The organism is Azospirillum formosense, assembly GCF_013340925.1.
Lineage (GTDB): Bacteria > Pseudomonadota > Alphaproteobacteria > Azospirillales > Azospirillaceae > Azospirillum > Azospirillum formosense.
In genome coordinates, this window is sequence record NZ_WHOR01000030.1 from 19,851 (window position 1) to 33,847 (window position 13,997).

The following is a 13,997-nucleotide window of genomic DNA, read 5'->3' on the forward strand; positions in this document are numbered from 1 at the left end:
CCTGCCGTCAGCCGGCCGCCGGGACGGGGGCGGCGGACTGGCGCAGCCGTTCCAGCAGCGTCTTGGTGGCGAAGCCGTCCGGCACGGCGCCGATCGACTGCTGGAAGCGGCGCACGGCGTTGCGGGTGTTGGCGCCGACGATGCCGTCCGCCGTCCCCGGCTCCATGCCCAGCGAGGCCAGCCGCTCCTGAAGCTCGATCCGCTCGTCGCGGCTCAGCGCCGGCTCGTGGCGCGGCCAGCTTCCCTGCACGCCGGACCGGCCGGCCAGACGGTCGGACAGCAGCGCCACCGCCAGCGCGTAGCTGGTCGAGGGGTTGTACTTCATGATCGCCCGGAAATTCTCCCGGACCAGGAAGGCCGGCCCCTGCGCCCCGGCGAGCATCAGGACGGCGGCCCGCTCCTCCTCGCCGCCGCTCAGCTCGCCGCCATTCACCGGGCGGACGCCGAGGCGGCGCCATTCGGACACCGGCTTGGCGATGTTGTACTCGGCCTGCTCGTAGGGGAAGCCGGCGGGCAGCGTGACCTCCTCGCCCCAGCGCTCGCCGGTGCGCCAGCCGTTGGCCTGCACGAACTTGGCGGTGGAGGCGAAGACGTCGGGCAGGCTGCCCCAGATGTCGCGCCGCCCGTCGCCGTCCTCGTCGGTGGCGTGCTTCAGGAAGATGGTCGGCATGAACTGGGTCTGGCCCATGGCGCCGGCCCAGGAACCGCTCATCCGCTCCGGCGGGATGTCGCCGCTGTCGAGAATGCGCAGGGCGGCCAGCAGCTCCGTCCGGAAGTAGCTGGCGCGGCGGCCCTCGTAGGCCAGCGTGGTCAGCGCGTCGACGACGGAGAAGCCGCCGGTGAAATTACCGAAATCGGTCTCCACGCCCCAGAAGGCCACCAGGATTTCCGCCGGGACGCCGGAGCGCTGGCTGATGCGGCGCAGCAGCGCGCCGTTGTCCTGGATGCGCTGGCGCCCGGCCTGGACGCGGCGGTCGTTGACCGCGCTGTCCAGATACTGCCAGGGCTGGCGGTTGAACTCCGGCTGGGAGGAATCCAGCTCGACCACCCGGTCCGACAGCTTCACGTTGGCGAAGGCGCGGTCGAAGGTCTGGGCGCGGATGCCCTGGCCGAGCGCCTCGGTGCGCAAGGCCTTCAGCCAGTCGGCGAAGCTGACGGCGGGCTGGGCCGGGGCCACGCTGGCCGGGGCGGCGGCCGTCGCCTTCGCGGTTCCGGACGTGGTGGTGGCCGAAACGGGCGGGGCGCCCGTCGTCTGGCAACCGGCCAGGATCGTGGTGGCGAGCAGGAGGCGGACGGGAAGGGACAGCAGGGGGCGCATGCGCTCTCGTGACCAACAGGGAAAAGCTGTGCCGGAGCCTAGGACGGACAGCCCTTTCACTCAACGGACAAGTTCAGGAAAGACGGCCCCAGTACCCTCCTAAACAGCCAGGGCTTGGCCGTGAACAAAACTTGAACAAACGGGCTGAAATCCCCATATCCAGGGCATTCCGAAACCAGAGAAGAGACATTCGCGGCCCGCCCCCCGGCGCGCCGCCGAGAGGGTTCGCCATGCCGTATTTTCCGACCATCGAACTCACCCCGCAGGTGTCCCTGCTGCTGGCGCGGGGGGCTCTGCGCCTGAATCCCGGCCAATGGGTGCGGGGTCCGAAGGGGCATGGCCGCTACCTGCGCACCGACCCGCGGACCGGCACCACTTACGTGAGCTGGCTGCGCCCCGGCGACGATTGGGAAACCGCGTCGCAACGCTTCAGCCGGGCCTGCCGGAAGGGCTTCATCGGGCGCTACCGCGGCGGCTACGAGGCGGAGAAGGCGCGCCGGGAGATGGCCCGGCTGATCGCCGACGCCGACCACGCCGGTGGCGTTCCAATGCGGGACGAGCGGCAGCCGACGCTGTTCTAAGGCGGGAATGCAAGCGCCCATGGAGAGCAGAGGCTTGGCCGAAGGGACCATCAACGCCATCCGCATCGGCTGCGCCGGCTGGAGCATCCCGAAACCTTCCGCCCCGGCCTTCCCGGCGGAGGGCACGCATCTGGAGCGCTACGCCCGCGTCTTCCCGATGACGGAGGTCAACAGCCGCTTCTACCGCCCGCACAAGCCGGAGACCTGGGAGCGCTGGGCGGCCTCGGCGCCTCCGGACTTCCGCTTCGCGGTCAAGCTGCCGCGCACCATCACGCACGAGCAGCGGCTGAAGGACTGCGCCGCCCCACTGGAGCATTACCTGCACGAGGTCGGCCATCTTGGCGACCGGTTGGGGCCGTTGCTGGTGCAGTTGCCGCCGACGCTGCGCTTCGAGCCGGCGGTGGCCGGCCCCTTCTTCGCGGCCCTGCGCGAGCGCTTCGCCGGTCTCGTCGTCTGCGAGCCGCGGCACCCGAGCTGGTTCGCGGCGGAGCCGGACCGCCTGCTGGTCGATCACGCCGTGGCCCGCGCCGCCGCCGACCCGGCCCCGGTGCCGGCGGCGGCGGAGCCGGCGGGCTGGGACGGCTTCCGCTACTGGCGGCTGCACGGCTCGCCGGTGATGTACCGCAGCGCCTACCCGCTGGACCTTCTGGACCGGCTGGCCCGGCGCTTCCGCGACGAGGCGCGGGAGCGGCCGGTCTGGTGCGTCTTCGACAACACGGCCGACTTCCACGCCGTCGACGACGCGCTGACGCTGATGAGCCGTTTGGATGCCTCCACAGGTCAGAGAGACAAGCCCGGCGCCTGACCGCTATCGTTGCGCGAACGCAAGCGAAGCCGGGGCGGTCGGACATGGACGTCATTCTTCTGGTGCTGATCGGAGCCATCGTCGCTCACCGGTTCAACCGCCGGCTGACGGCGCAGGAGCGCGAGATCGCCCGGCTGCGGCAGGCACTGGAGCGGGTGCAGGGGCCGGTGACGGTCGATCCCGCGCCGGTCGAGGCTCCCGCCGCGGACACCGCCGTCATGGTGGAGGCTCCGCCGGAACCGCCGCCGATCCCACCACTGCCGGAGCCCTCGCCACCCCCGCTGTCCGTGTGGAGCCGGCTGGAGGACGCGCTGGCCGGGCGCTGGCTGATCTGGCTCGGCGGGGCCACGCTCGCCCTGGCGGCGGCCTTCTTCATCAAGATGTCGATCGAGCAGGGCTGGCTCGGCCCCGGCGTGCGCGTCACGCTCGGCCTGCTGTCCGCCGCGGCGCTGATGGTCGGCGGGGAATGGCTGCGCCAGCGCGGCGGAGGGGCGGAGACGGGTGGCCGCGATCCGGTGCCCCCGGCCCTGACCGCGGCCGGGCTGTTCACCGGCTTCGCCAGCGTCTATGGCGGCTATGTGCTCTACGACCTGTTCGCCCCGCCGCTGGCCTTCGCGCTGCTCGGCGGGCTGGCGGCGCTGGGGATGGCGCTGTCGCTGTTGCAGGGTCCCTACATCGCGGCGCTGGGCCTGCTCGGCGGCTTCGCGACGCCGCTGCTGGTCTCGTCCATCGGGGGATCGGCCTGGGGGCTGTTCGCCTATCTGCTGGCCCTGTCGGGCGCCGGCATGACGGTGGTGCTGTGGCGCGGCTGGCGCTGGCTGGGGCTGGGCACGCTGGTCGGGGCGGCGGGCTGGGTGCCGGTCTGGTACGTCGGCGGCTGGAACCCCGGCGACGCCCTGCCGGTGGGGATCTACCTGCTGCTGACCGCCGGGCTGTTCCTGATGCCCGCTCTGCTGGCCGGGCCGGTCGAGGCCATGCCGCGCACCACCCTGTTCGACATGCTGCGCTGGAAAGGGCGCCCGCGCGCCGACCGTTTGGCCGTCGCGGCGGTGGCGGTGCTGGGGCTGCTGATGGCGATGCTCGTCACCGTGGACGGCCATCGCACAGGCTCGCTGGTGATGCTCGCCCTGTTCGGGCTGCTCTGCGTCGCAGCGGGGCGGCGGATCGAGCGGATCGCCGGCGTCGCCTGGATCGGCGCGCTGGCGGTTCTGCTCGCCTTCGCCGGCTGGCCGGTGCCGCGCTGGCCGCTGCCGCCGCCCGCCGTCACCGCCGACGGGCATCCCATCGTGCCGCCGCCGGGCGCGGGGCTGCCGTTCCAGTCCGGGCGGTTCCTGTGGGCGGTGGGCGGCTTCGCCCTGCTCTACGGGATGTGCGGCTTCATCGCCCTGTGGCGGTCGGCGCGGGCGGCGCTGTGGTCGTCGCTGGCGGCCTGGATGCCGGGGGTGCTTCTGGCGCTCGCCTACTGGCGGCTGGACCCGCCCCAGGCCGACACGCTGTGGCCCGTGGCGAGCCTGGCGCTGGCGGCGCTGCTGGTCGCCGGAACCGGCCCGCTGGCCCGCCACCGCCACCAGCCGGGCGTCAGTCTCGGTCTGGCCGCCTTCGCCGCCGGGGCGGTCGGGGCGCTCAGCCTCGGCGCCGTCATGATGCTGCGCGAGGCGTGGCTGACGGTGGCGCTGGCCGCCCAGGTGCCGGTGCTGGCGTGGCTGGAGCGGCGCATGGGCCTGCGCTCGCTGCGCGCGGTGATCCTGCTGGTGGCGGGCGCCGTGCTGGTCCGGCTGGCGCTGAACCCGTCCGTGCTGGAGTATGGGGAAGACGGGCTCGGCTGGATCGTCTACGGCTACGGCCTGCCGGCGGCGGGCTTCTTCCTCGCCGCCCATTGGCTGCGCTCCGCGCCGGACGGCAAGGGCGATGATGGGGTGGTCGCTCTGCTGGAGGCCGGCGGGCTGGCCTTCGTCACGCTGCTGCTGTCACTCGGCATTCAGGCGCTGACCCGCGGCACGCTGGACGAGCCGCCCGACACGCTGCGCGAGGTGGCGCTGCACACGCTGGTCTGGCTGGCGCTGGCCCTGCTGCTGGCGACGGGGCGGCGCTGGCGGACGCGGCCGGTGGCGGTGTGGGGGCGGCGCATCCTGGCCGGGCTGGCGGCGCTTCAGGCGGCGGCGCTGCATCTCGTCGCCCTGAACCCGCTGTGGAGCGGCGAGGCGGTGGGGTCCTGGCCGGTGGCGAACACGCTGTTGCTCGCCTACGGGCTTCCGGCCCTGCTCGGGCTGCTGTTCCTGTGGGTGGAGCCGCTGCCGGCCCGCCTGCGCCCGTGGATCGCGCTGTTGCCTCTGGTTCTGCTCGGCACCAATCTGGCGCTGGAGATCCGCCACGCCTTCCAGGGACCGGTGCTCTCCGGCCCGGAGTTGCCGGACGCCGAATGGTACGGCTACTCCGTCGGCTTCCTGGTGGCGGCGGTGCTCATGCTGGTGGCCGCCCTGCGGTACCGGCTGGGCTGGCTGCGCCACGCCGCGATGGCGCTGATCCTGGCGGTGGTCGCCAAGGTCTTCCTCAGCGACATGGCCGAGCTGGGCGGACTCTACCGCGTCGCGTCCTTCCTCGGGCTGGGGCTGAGCCTGATCGGCGTCGGCTATCTCTACCGGCGGCTCCAGGGCGCCGCACCGCAGGGAGGGCAAACAGTCTCTTGAGCGAACGGTCGGGTTGACAGCCGCCCCCCTCTCGCGTTCCGATGATGGCAACGAACACAGAAAAGCCAAGCCAGGGAGGCCCGCAGCCATGACCAGCCCCATCGCCCATCCCATCCTGCCGAACGGTGACAGCGGCTTCACGGTGGAGGCCGCGTCGATGAAGTTCGGCCGCGGCATGCTGGCGGAGGCGGGGACCGACGCCAAGGCCATGGGCATGCGCCGGGTGGCCCTGTTCACCGACCCCCATGTGGCCGAAATCGCGCCCTTCGCGGCGGCGCTTGAGTCGCTGAAGGCGGCGGGGCTGGACGTCGCCGTCTACGACCGCTGCGCGGTGGAGCCGACCAGCGCGTCCTTCCTGGAGGCGGCGGACTTCGCCCGCGACGGCCAATTCGACGGCTACGTCTCCGTCGGCGGCGGGTCGGTGATCGACACGGCCAAGGCGGCCAACCTCTACGCCACCCACCCGGCCGACTTCCTCGCCTACGTCAACAAGCCGCTGGGCGAGGGGCGCCCGGTGCCCGGCCCGGTGAAGCCGCACATCGCCTGCCCGACGACCTGCGGCACCGGCAGCGAGACGACGGGCGTCGCCATCTTCGACCATGTCGAGATGCGGGTGAAGACGGGCATCTCCTCCCGCTATCTGCGGCCGAACTTGGCGCTGGTCGACCCGGCGACCATCGACAGCCTGCCGCCGGGCGTCATCGCCTCCACCGGCTTCGACGTGCTGACCCACGCCATCGAGAGCCACACCGCGCGCTCCTACCGCTCCCGCCCGAAGCCCGACGCGGCCAACCCGCGCCCGCCCTACCAGGGCGCCAACCCCTGGTCGGACATCGGCAGCCTCCAGGCGATCCGGCTCGGCGGGCAGTATCTTGAGCGCGCCGTCAACGACCCGGCGGACGAGGAGGCGCGCGACGCCCTGATGTTCGCGGCGACTCTGGCCGGTCTGGCCTTCGGCAACGCGGGGGTGCACATCCCGCACGCCATGTCCTATTCCGTCGCCGGGATGAACCACCATTTCACGGCGCTCGGCTACGAGAAGGCGAACCCGATGGTGCCGCACGGCATCTCGGTGGTGCTGAACGCGCCGGCCGCCTTCCGCTTCACCGGCTCCGCCGAGCCCGAGCGCCATCTGCGCGCCGCCGAGGCGCTGGGGGCGGAGGTGCGTGACGTGTCCCCGGCGGACGGCGGCGCCGTTCTGGCCGCCCGGCTGATCGCCATGATGCGCGCCACCCATCTGCCCAACGGCCTGTCGGCGCTCGGCTACGGCACGGCGGACATCCCGGATCTGGTGCGCGGCGCGATGGCCCAGCAACGGCTGCTGACCATCGCCCCCCGTCCGGTGACGGAGGAGGACCTGCGCGGGCTCTACGCCGACGCTATGATCTACTGGTAAGCGCAGCGGCGGGCGGCCCCTTCCCGTGGGGGAGGGCCGCCCGCGACGGCGTTACGGACGGTTCGGGTAGAGGCCCACGGTGGCGATGCAGACGGTCTGCCCGATCGCCGGGGACTGGGTGGAGACCTTCTGGGTGGCGCCGGCCGATGCGGGGGCGACCGCCACGGTGCCGCCGGTGATGCCGGTGTTGGGAACCGTGACGCTGCCGCTGGCCGTGCCGGCGACCTTGGCGCCGGTGCCCGGGCCGCTGGTGTTGTACGGTCCCGTCAGCGTGATGCCGAGGCCGCCGTCGTTGACCGAGGCGTCGCCGAGATAGACGGTGCCCGAGGTCGGGGCCGACACCGGGTTGCCCCCGTTGGTGATGGGCACGCTGACGGTGCCGGTGAAGGGGACGGTGGTCGAGCCGCCCGAACCGCCACCCGTGCCGGTGAAGGTGGCGGCGTGGGTGTGCGGCTGCAGCGGCACCTGGGCCGCCGACAGCAGAAGCTCCTGCTGGCCGACCTTGGCGCCGATGGCGATGTTCGTCAGGCCCGGACCGGTCCCGGTGCCGATGGCGGCGCGCCCGCGCAGGTCGGGAATGCCGAAGAGGTCCGCGTTGTTGCCGCCGTAGCGGTAGCCGATCAGGGCGAACAGGCCCTGGTTCTCGCGGACCGCGAGGGTCCGGCCGTCGGCCACCACATAGCCCTGAGGGCACCAGTCGAACGCATAGGTGCAGATGGTGCCGATGTACGGCTCCACGTTGCAGGCGGCGGCGGGCGTGCTGAACAGAGCCAAGCCGCTCGTCATCGCAAAGGCGGCGGAGAGGATGATCTTGCGCATGATGTGTCCTCGGCGTTGGAGTGTTCGGTTTTTCTTCCGGGACCCGTTACGGACGGTTCGGGTACAGGCCGTTGGCCACGATGCAGACGGTCTGCCCGATCGCCGGGGACTGGGTGGAAACCTTCTGGGTGGCGCCGGCCGACGCGGGGGCCACGGTCACGGTGCCGCCGGTGATGCCGGTGTTGGGAACCGTGATGCTGCCGCTGGCCGTGCCGGCGACCTTGGCGCCGGTGCCCGGGCCGCTGGTGTTGTACGGCCCCGTCAGCGTGATGCCGAGGCCGCCGTCGTTGACCGAGGCGTCACCGAGATAGACGGTGCCCGAGGTCGGGGCCGACACCGGGTTGCCGCCGTTGGTGATGGGAACGCTGACGGTGCCGGTGAAGGGGACGGTGGTCGAGCCGCCCGAGCCGCCGCCCGTGCCGGTGAAGGTGGCGGCGTGGGTGTGCGGCTGCAGCGGCACCTGGGCCGCCGACAGCAGAAGCTCCTGCTGGCCGACCTTGGCGCCGATGGCGATGTTCGTCAGGCCGGGGCCGGTCCCGGTTCCGATGGCGGCGCGGCCGCGCAGGTCGGGGATGCCGAAGGTGTTCGCTTTGTCGCCGCCGTAGGTGAAGCCGACCAGGGCGAACAGCGCCTGATACTGGTTGATCGCCAGCGTCCGGCCATCGGCCGGGATGTAGTTGCGCGGGCACCAGTCGAACGCGAAGGTGCAGATGGTGCCGATATACGACTCGTCATTGCAGGCGGCGGCAGGCGTGCTGAACAGAGCCATCCCGCTTGCCATCGCAAGTACGGCAGGAAGAAGAGTCTTGCGCATGATGTGTTCCCGGTGCCTGGGTTGTTCTGGGCGTCGGTGAAGGGTTGTCATACGATTGAATGAATTCCTTCTCTCGCGTCTTTATTCTCTCATATCCCGTCAAGGTGGTTGAACGACATTTTAATGCAAATTTTTTCACAGCACGGTGGTTTCCGGAACCTGCACGCAATGGATGCAGCTCTGGCAGGGAAAAGTCGGCGTGCCGGTTCAGGCGGCGAACCCGTGGGGCACCCCCTCCGCGTGGTTCCGCGCCCGGAACACCATCGGACGGGGCACGTTGTTCCGGAAGGGCCATCGGGATGGAGGCTCGGGGGCGGAGGCATGGCGCCAACATCATGAAAATCATCATCTTCGGACAATCCATCAGTTCCTCCTGGAACAACGGGCACGCCACCCTGTGGCGGGGGCTGGTCAAGGCCCTGGCGCGGCGGGGCAACCGCGTCGTCTTCCTGGAGCGCGACACGCCCGGGCGGGCGGAGCACCGCGATTTGTGGGACATCCCCGGCGGGGAGCTTCTGCTCTACGACCGCTGGGAGGATGTGGCGGCGGCGGCGCAGCGCCACGCCGATGAGGCGGACGTCGCGATGGTGACCTCCGGTTGTGCGGACGGAGCGGCGGCCTCCCACCTCGTGTTGGGGTCCAAGGCCCAGAGGACGGTCTATTACGATCTCGACACGCACATCACCCTGTCCCGCTCCGAATCCGGGGAGCGGCCGGGCTATCTTCCGCCGGAGGGGCTTGGCGGATTCGACACCGTGCTGAGCAGCACCGGCGGGCAGGCGCTGGAGGCGTTGAAGACGCAATTGGGCGCGCGGTTCGTGGCGCCGCTCTACGCCTGGGTCGACCCGGATCTGCACCGTCCCGCCGACCCGGTGCGGCGCTATCTCGGCGACCTCTGCCATCTCGGCGCCTGGGTCGCGGATCGGCGGGCGGCGCTGGAGACGCTGTTCATCGAGCCAGCCCGGCGGCTGGGGCGGCGGCGGTTCGTCCTGGCCGGCGGCGGCTACCCGGACGACGCAGCCTGGGGCGCCAACGTCCATTGCGTCCGGCATCTGCCCCCGGCGGAGCATGCGGCCTTCTTCTGCTCCTCCACCCTGACGCTGAACGTGACGCGCCAATCCCTGAAGGCGATGGGCTGGTGCCCGTCCGTCCGGCTGTTCGAGGCGGCGGCCTGCGGCGTTCCGGTGATCTCCGACGAATGGGAGGGGATCGGCACCTTCTTCGAGCCGGGACGCGACATCCTGGTCGCGCGGGAAACCGACGACGTGACCACGGCGATGATGCTGCCGCGCGGCCATCTGGCCACGCTGGCCCAGCGCGCGCGGGCACGCGTTCTGGAGGAGCACACGGCGGAACGGCGGGTGCGGGAGTTGCGCTCCATCCTCGACATCAAGGGGGGCGGCGACGATTGATCCGGCGTTCCCCGGTTGCCCGGCTTGCCTCTGTTGGAAGTAAGCCGCCCTTGGCGTCCTGACCGTCCGGTCGGGTTCCCGGTTCCGAGGTCGGCAACCCGGTGCAGGACGGCTATCCCTTCCGCGAGTCGATCCACTTCCAATACCCCGGTTACCGGCGGCGCATTTTCGTAGAAAACAATAACGGGGCAATGGCAACAGGACTGTCCCGATTCCAGCTTTTCTCCAGGCCGCCAAGATGTCGGAGAGAAAGAAGAGCGTGCGTCAGACAATAAGTTCCAATGAATAACACCACAGGGACATGGGATGAACGAAGCGGCGATGCGTAGGAACAGACCGGCAGGAGAACGTCACCCAAGCGTCGGCGCCCCTTTGGGCCTTCATTTGCCGGAGGCCGCGCGATGGCATTGACCATTCTCACCGTGGCTTCCCCCTTCGCGCCGGTCGGCGCCGATCCGGAGAATGAAGGCACGGCGGAGCAGGTGGCCGGCGCCATCGACGCCGCCCTGGTCCGCGCCGGGCACCGCTCCGTCGTCATCGCGCCGGAGGATTCGGCTGTGGCCGGGACGCTCATCCCTCTGGCGCGCGTCCATGGCGGCGCGCATGGGCAGGCGCCGGACGAGCGGGCGCAGGCCGCCGTTCTGAGGCGCGTGGCCACCGTGGTCGCCGGAGCGGTGGAGGACCACGCGCCCGACCTCGTCCACATCCATGTCCGGGACTTCGACGTGTTGCTGCCGCCGCAGGACGTTCCGGTCATGGCGACGCTCTATCTGCCGCTGGACCGCTACCGGCCGGAGGCCCTGATCTCGCGGCGGGCGAAGCTGCACCTCCAGCCGGTGTCCGCCGCGCAGGTGCGGGGGGCCTCGCCGGAGCTGACCCTGTTGCCGCCGCTGGAGATCGGGGTGGCGGTCGACCGTCTGCACATCCGCGTGCCGAAGCGCCGCTTCGCCGTCTGCCTGGGCGATCTCGAGCCGGAGATGGGTTTCCATATCGCGCTGGACGCGGCGCGGCAGATCGACATGCAGCTTCTTCTCTGCGGCGGCCTGTCCCGTGGTGCCGAGGAGCAGCGCTACCTCCAGGAGGAGATCCGGCCGCGGCTGGACCCCAAGCGCCGCTTCCTCGGGCGGATCGGCTTCGGGCGCAAGCGCTGGATGCTGGGGGCGGCGCGCTGCCTGCTGGCGCCCAGCCTGATGTCGGAACCGACCCCCGTCGCGGCGTTGGAGGCGCTGGCCTGCGGCACCCCGGTTGTGGCCTTCCCGACCGGAGCTTTGGCCGATCTCGTGGAACCTGGCGTCACCGGGTTCCTGGTCAAGGACGCCGAGGAGATGGCCCGCGCCATTGAGGACTGCGAGGGCTTGGACCCCGACGCCTGCCGCGCCGTCGCCCGCGCCCGCTACTCGCTGGACGGCATGACGGAACGCTATCTGGCGCGGTTCGAGGAGTTGGCCGCGGGAGGGACGGCGGCAGCGGCGGGGGTGGCGTAGCGCCCCTTCCTTTACGGCCTGGCTCCATAGAGCTTGGCCATCGACAGCTGGTCGGCCAGCCGCCCGTCGATCAGGCTGTGGCGGCGGGCCACCGCCTCCTCCTGGAAGCCGTGCCTGGCGTAGAAGCGCCGGGCGCGGCCGTTGTGGCCGAACACCCAGAGCGACAGCCGGTGCAGCCGCCGCGCCCGCACCCAGAGGTCCGCCGTGGCGATCAGGCGTCCGCCGACGCCCAGCGCCCAGAAGTCCCGGCGCACCGCCAGCCCCAGACCGGCCTCGTGCGCGGTGCGGGCGTAGGCGCCGGTCCACAGCGACAGCGACCCGGCGATGGTTCCGTCCGCGATGGCCAGCAGGGTCGCCGTCCGGTCGCCGATCCTCTGTTCGGCGAGGAAGCGCCGGGCCGCCGCGACGTCCGGCAGGGATTCGGAAGCGCTGCGCATCAGGAAATGGGTCTCGCCGCGCACCGCGTGGTCGTAGGCGAGATAGGCGGCGGCGTCCGCGGGCAGGGCAGGGCGGATCTCCAGCCGTCCGATCCGCGCTTGGCGTGGCGCCTCGACGGTCGGGTCGGGGGCCGGAGCGGACCATTCCGGAACGCCGTCCGCCCCGATGATCTTGCCCATCAGCCGCTCGCTGCGCCACGCGCCGTTGACGCGCAGGACGTCGCGCATCAGCCCCTCGTCGAGAAAGCCGAGCCGTTCGTAAAGGGACAGGGCACGGCTGTTGCTTTCGGCCACGGTGAGTTCCAGCCGGTGCGCGCTGGTCCGCCGCGCCCAAGCCTCCGCCGTGGCGAACAGCGCGGTCGCGACGCCGCGTCCGTTCCAGGCGCGCCGCACCCCGACCGCCAGGGTCACCGTGCCGCGGTTGCGGCGGAACCGCCCGCCATAGGCGCTCAGGTAACCGATGAGGTCCGGGGATTGGCTCCCGGCAACCTCGGCGACGAAGATGGTGGAGTTGCCGGACGCCTGGAAGGCGGCGAGATCGCGTGCCCAGAAGGGCCGTTCGCCGGGTTCGCGCAGGAGGAAGTCGCTTTCCGCATCGATCCGCGCGACCAGGGCCAGCAGGGCGTGGCGCTCGCCGGGCCGGGCTTCGCGGACGGTAAAGCCACCGATGGTCTGGATGTCCCGCATGGCGCGCAGCCTAGGCCCACCTGCGGCGGATGGCAAAGCGGTTGTTGCCGTGTGGCCGGCACGGCTATCGTCTCGCCATCGTGAGATTTGGAGTTGCCATGCCCACCGTGACCGTCCGTCCGGCCATCGAGGCCGATTGCCCGACCATCCTCCGCTTCGTCCGGGAACTCGCCGTGTTCGAAAATGAACCCCACGCCGTGAAGGCGAGCGAGGCGGACTTCCGGCGCGACGGCTGGGGCGAGCGTCCGGTGTTCGAGGCGCTGATCGCGGAGCTGGACGGGGAGCCCGTCGGCTTCGCGCTGTGCTTCCGCAACTATTCCACCTGGGAAGGGCGGGCCGGCCTGTTCGTGGAGGATCTCTACGTCACCCCGGAAGCGCGGCGCTATGGCGTGGGCCGCAAGCTGCTGGCGACGGTGGCGAAACTGGCGGATGAGCGGGGCTGTCGCCGTGTCGACCTGAATGTGCTGCACTGGAACCCGGCGCGCGATTTCTATCTGCGCATCGGCTTCAAACAAATGGAGGAGTGGCTTCCCTACCGTCTTACCGGCGATGCGATCGCAGCGCTGGCCGCGCAGGCGGATGAAGCTTGAGGAAAATAGGTGGCTGACTGATTCGGTGGGCTGACGGTCGGGACTTGTTGAAGGCCCCGACCTCATCGCCACCACGCGGTACTTATGCCTGGGTTGTCCGGGACCCTCAGGCGGCCTTGGCCAGCATCGCGGCGTTCAGCAGGTCCAGGTAGCCGGACCGCTCCTCGCGCAGGGTGGACAGCAGGTCGGCGAGGCTTTCGCGGACGAAGGGGTCGTTCTGGCCGTCGATCCGGTTCAGCGCCAGCTGGATGAACTCATCGACCAGGGCGATGTGAACGCGAGAGGACGAGGTAATCTGTTCGGTGGTGGTGGCGATCAGCATTTTAAAACTCCGTTTTGTCTTGTGTGTTCGTGATGTCTCTATTTGGCCATGTCCCGGTTAACGACTTACTAACGGGGGCTTTGTGGGGCTGGTGTCTTGAGGGGTAATCCCGCGACCGACAAATATAGGGAGATTTTATCCGTAAGTATTACCACTTTCCTTTAGGAAAGCAGGCGCTTCTCTGAGGCTTTGTGTCTTTTCAAGGACTTCCGTCGAAGGTCGTAGCGACCGGACCAGCATAGGCAGGAGGGAAGCGGAGCCTCACGGCGGCGTTCGCAAGCCTTAAGCCGCCACGGCGGGACGTTAACAGGCCGTCCCGCCGGGCGGGGTACATCCTTTGCGGGGTACGGTGCGCCGGGCGTAGCCCGTCACGCGGCGCGCGGCAGCCGGCCCGCGGCATGGTCGATGCGGTCGGCGCGCTCCAGCGCCTGGGCGACCAGATCATCGAACAGATCGTTGACCAAGGCCGACAGGCGCACCGGCGCGCCGCCAAACTGCGGTCCTTCCATCAGCAGGGAGCCTTCCTCGCCGGGGCCGACCACGCGCCAGCCCTTCGCCGTCATCTCGGCGACGCGGGTCTTGGCGATGAAGGCGCGGACATGGTCCATGGCGACGTCGCTCATTCGAATCTCCCAGGGCTGGAGG

13 protein-coding genes are annotated in these 13,997 nt (G+C 70.6%); 7 read left to right on the forward strand and 6 right to left on the reverse strand.

Translation table 11 applies throughout. The features are described 5' to 3' along the window. Positions 1–7 precede the first annotated feature (7 nt). Entirely contained in the window at positions 8–1,318 is a 1,311-nt protein-coding gene (locus GBZ26_RS06485) for a lytic murein transglycosylase (protein ID WP_174438132.1), read from the reverse strand. 230 nt (positions 1,319–1,548) lie between these two features. Between GBZ26_RS06485 and GBZ26_RS06490 the strand changes: the two genes are divergently transcribed. From GBZ26_RS06490 to GBZ26_RS06505, 4 genes are all read left to right on the forward strand, one after another. Beyond that, complete coding sequence (locus GBZ26_RS06490) at positions 1,549–1,899, forward strand: hypothetical protein (RefSeq protein ID WP_174438133.1); 351 nt, start codon at positions 1,549–1,551, stop codon at positions 1,897–1,899. Positions 1,900–1,933: 34 nt separating this feature from the next. Further along, positions 1,934–2,704 (forward strand): DUF72 domain-containing protein, encoded by a 771-nt coding sequence (locus tag GBZ26_RS06495; RefSeq protein WP_211104611.1) that lies wholly within the window; start codon positions 1,934–1,936, stop codon positions 2,702–2,704. A 44-nt stretch (positions 2,705–2,748) separates the two neighbouring features. Next, on the forward strand, positions 2,749–5,391 hold the full coding sequence (locus GBZ26_RS06500; protein ID WP_174438135.1) for a DUF2339 domain-containing protein: 2,643 nt from the start codon (positions 2,749–2,751) through the stop codon (positions 5,389–5,391). An 88-nt stretch (positions 5,392–5,479) separates the two neighbouring features. Further along, positions 5,480–6,787, forward strand: a complete 1,308-nt coding sequence (locus GBZ26_RS06505) for a hydroxyacid-oxoacid transhydrogenase (protein ID WP_174438136.1) — start codon at positions 5,480–5,482, stop codon at positions 6,785–6,787. A 51-nt stretch (positions 6,788–6,838) separates the two neighbouring features. Here the strand turns inward: GBZ26_RS06505 and GBZ26_RS06510 are convergent, their stop codons facing one another. Both GBZ26_RS06510 and GBZ26_RS06515 read right to left on the reverse strand, forming a co-directional pair. Further along, complete coding sequence (locus tag GBZ26_RS06510; protein ID WP_174438137.1) at positions 6,839–7,606, reverse strand: phage tail protein; 768 nt, start codon at positions 7,604–7,606, stop codon at positions 6,839–6,841. A 46-nt stretch (positions 7,607–7,652) separates the two neighbouring features. Next, positions 7,653–8,375 (reverse strand): phage tail protein, encoded by a 723-nt coding sequence (locus tag GBZ26_RS06515; protein WP_174438138.1) that lies wholly within the window; start codon positions 8,373–8,375, stop codon positions 7,653–7,655. Between the two features lie 380 nt (positions 8,376–8,755). Here GBZ26_RS06515 and GBZ26_RS06520 point away from each other — a divergent pair, with 380 nt between their 5' ends. Together GBZ26_RS06520 and GBZ26_RS06525 are read left to right on the forward strand one after the other, a co-directional pair. Then, on the forward strand, positions 8,756–9,832 hold the full coding sequence (locus GBZ26_RS06520; RefSeq protein ID WP_174438139.1) for a CgeB family protein: 1,077 nt from the start codon (positions 8,756–8,758) through the stop codon (positions 9,830–9,832). A gap of 401 nt (positions 9,833–10,233) precedes the next feature. Beyond that, positions 10,234–11,316 carry a glycosyltransferase gene (locus GBZ26_RS06525; RefSeq protein WP_174438140.1) on the forward strand — a complete coding sequence of 361 codons (1,083 nt, stop codon included), beginning with the start codon at positions 10,234–10,236 and terminating at the stop codon, positions 11,314–11,316. An 11-nt stretch (positions 11,317–11,327) separates the two neighbouring features. Here GBZ26_RS06525 and GBZ26_RS06530 read toward each other — a convergent pair whose 3' ends face one another. Beyond that, a complete protein-coding gene (locus GBZ26_RS06530) occupies positions 11,328–12,440 on the reverse strand; it encodes a GNAT family N-acetyltransferase (protein WP_174438141.1) in 1,113 nt (370 codons plus the stop codon). 98 nt (positions 12,441–12,538) lie between these two features. Between GBZ26_RS06530 and GBZ26_RS06535 the strand changes: the two genes are divergently transcribed. Next, positions 12,539–13,030, forward strand: a complete 492-nt coding sequence (locus GBZ26_RS06535) for a GNAT family N-acetyltransferase (RefSeq protein ID WP_035672483.1) — start codon at positions 12,539–12,541, stop codon at positions 13,028–13,030. Positions 13,031–13,136: 106 nt separating this feature from the next. Here GBZ26_RS06535 and GBZ26_RS06540 read toward each other — a convergent pair whose 3' ends face one another. After that, positions 13,137–13,352, reverse strand: coding sequence for a hypothetical protein (locus tag GBZ26_RS06540; protein ID WP_174438142.1), 216 nt, complete (start codon positions 13,350–13,352; stop codon positions 13,137–13,139). Positions 13,353–13,720: 368 nt separating this feature from the next. Further along, entirely contained in the window at positions 13,721–13,975 is a 255-nt protein-coding gene (locus tag GBZ26_RS06545; RefSeq protein ID WP_174438143.1) for a hypothetical protein, read from the reverse strand. Positions 13,976–13,997 lie beyond the last annotated feature (22 nt).

Excerpts from the sequence above, each read along its gene's own strand:
- GBZ26_RS06485 (WP_174438132.1), bottom strand. The coding sequence starts at position 1,318 with ATGCGCCCCCTGCTGTCCCTTCCCGTCCGCCTCCTGCTCGCCACCACG.
- GBZ26_RS06490 (WP_174438133.1), top strand. The coding sequence starts at position 1,549 with ATGCCGTATTTTCCGACCATCGAACTCACCCCGCAGGTGTCCCTGCTG.
- GBZ26_RS06500 (WP_174438135.1), top strand. The coding sequence starts at position 2,749 with ATGGACGTCATTCTTCTGGTGCTGATCGGAGCCATCGTCGCTCACCGG.
- GBZ26_RS06505 (WP_174438136.1), top strand. The coding sequence starts at position 5,480 with ATGACCAGCCCCATCGCCCATCCCATCCTGCCGAACGGTGACAGCGGC.
- GBZ26_RS06510 (WP_174438137.1), bottom strand. The coding sequence starts at position 7,606 with ATGCGCAAGATCATCCTCTCCGCCGCCTTTGCGATGACGAGCGGCTTG.
- GBZ26_RS06515 (WP_174438138.1), bottom strand. The coding sequence starts at position 8,375 with ATGGCTCTGTTCAGCACGCCTGCCGCCGCCTGCAATGACGAGTCGTAT.
- GBZ26_RS06520 (WP_174438139.1), top strand. The coding sequence starts at position 8,756 with ATGAAAATCATCATCTTCGGACAATCCATCAGTTCCTCCTGGAACAAC.
- GBZ26_RS06525 (WP_174438140.1), top strand. The coding sequence starts at position 10,234 with ATGGCATTGACCATTCTCACCGTGGCTTCCCCCTTCGCGCCGGTCGGC.
- GBZ26_RS06530 (WP_174438141.1), bottom strand. The coding sequence starts at position 12,440 with ATGCGGGACATCCAGACCATCGGTGGCTTTACCGTCCGCGAAGCCCGG.
- GBZ26_RS06535 (WP_035672483.1), top strand. The coding sequence starts at position 12,539 with ATGCCCACCGTGACCGTCCGTCCGGCCATCGAGGCCGATTGCCCGACC.
- GBZ26_RS06540 (WP_174438142.1), bottom strand. The coding sequence starts at position 13,352 with ATGCTGATCGCCACCACCACCGAACAGATTACCTCGTCCTCTCGCGTT.
- GBZ26_RS06545 (WP_174438143.1), bottom strand. The coding sequence starts at position 13,975 with ATGAGCGACGTCGCCATGGACCATGTCCGCGCCTTCATCGCCAAGACC.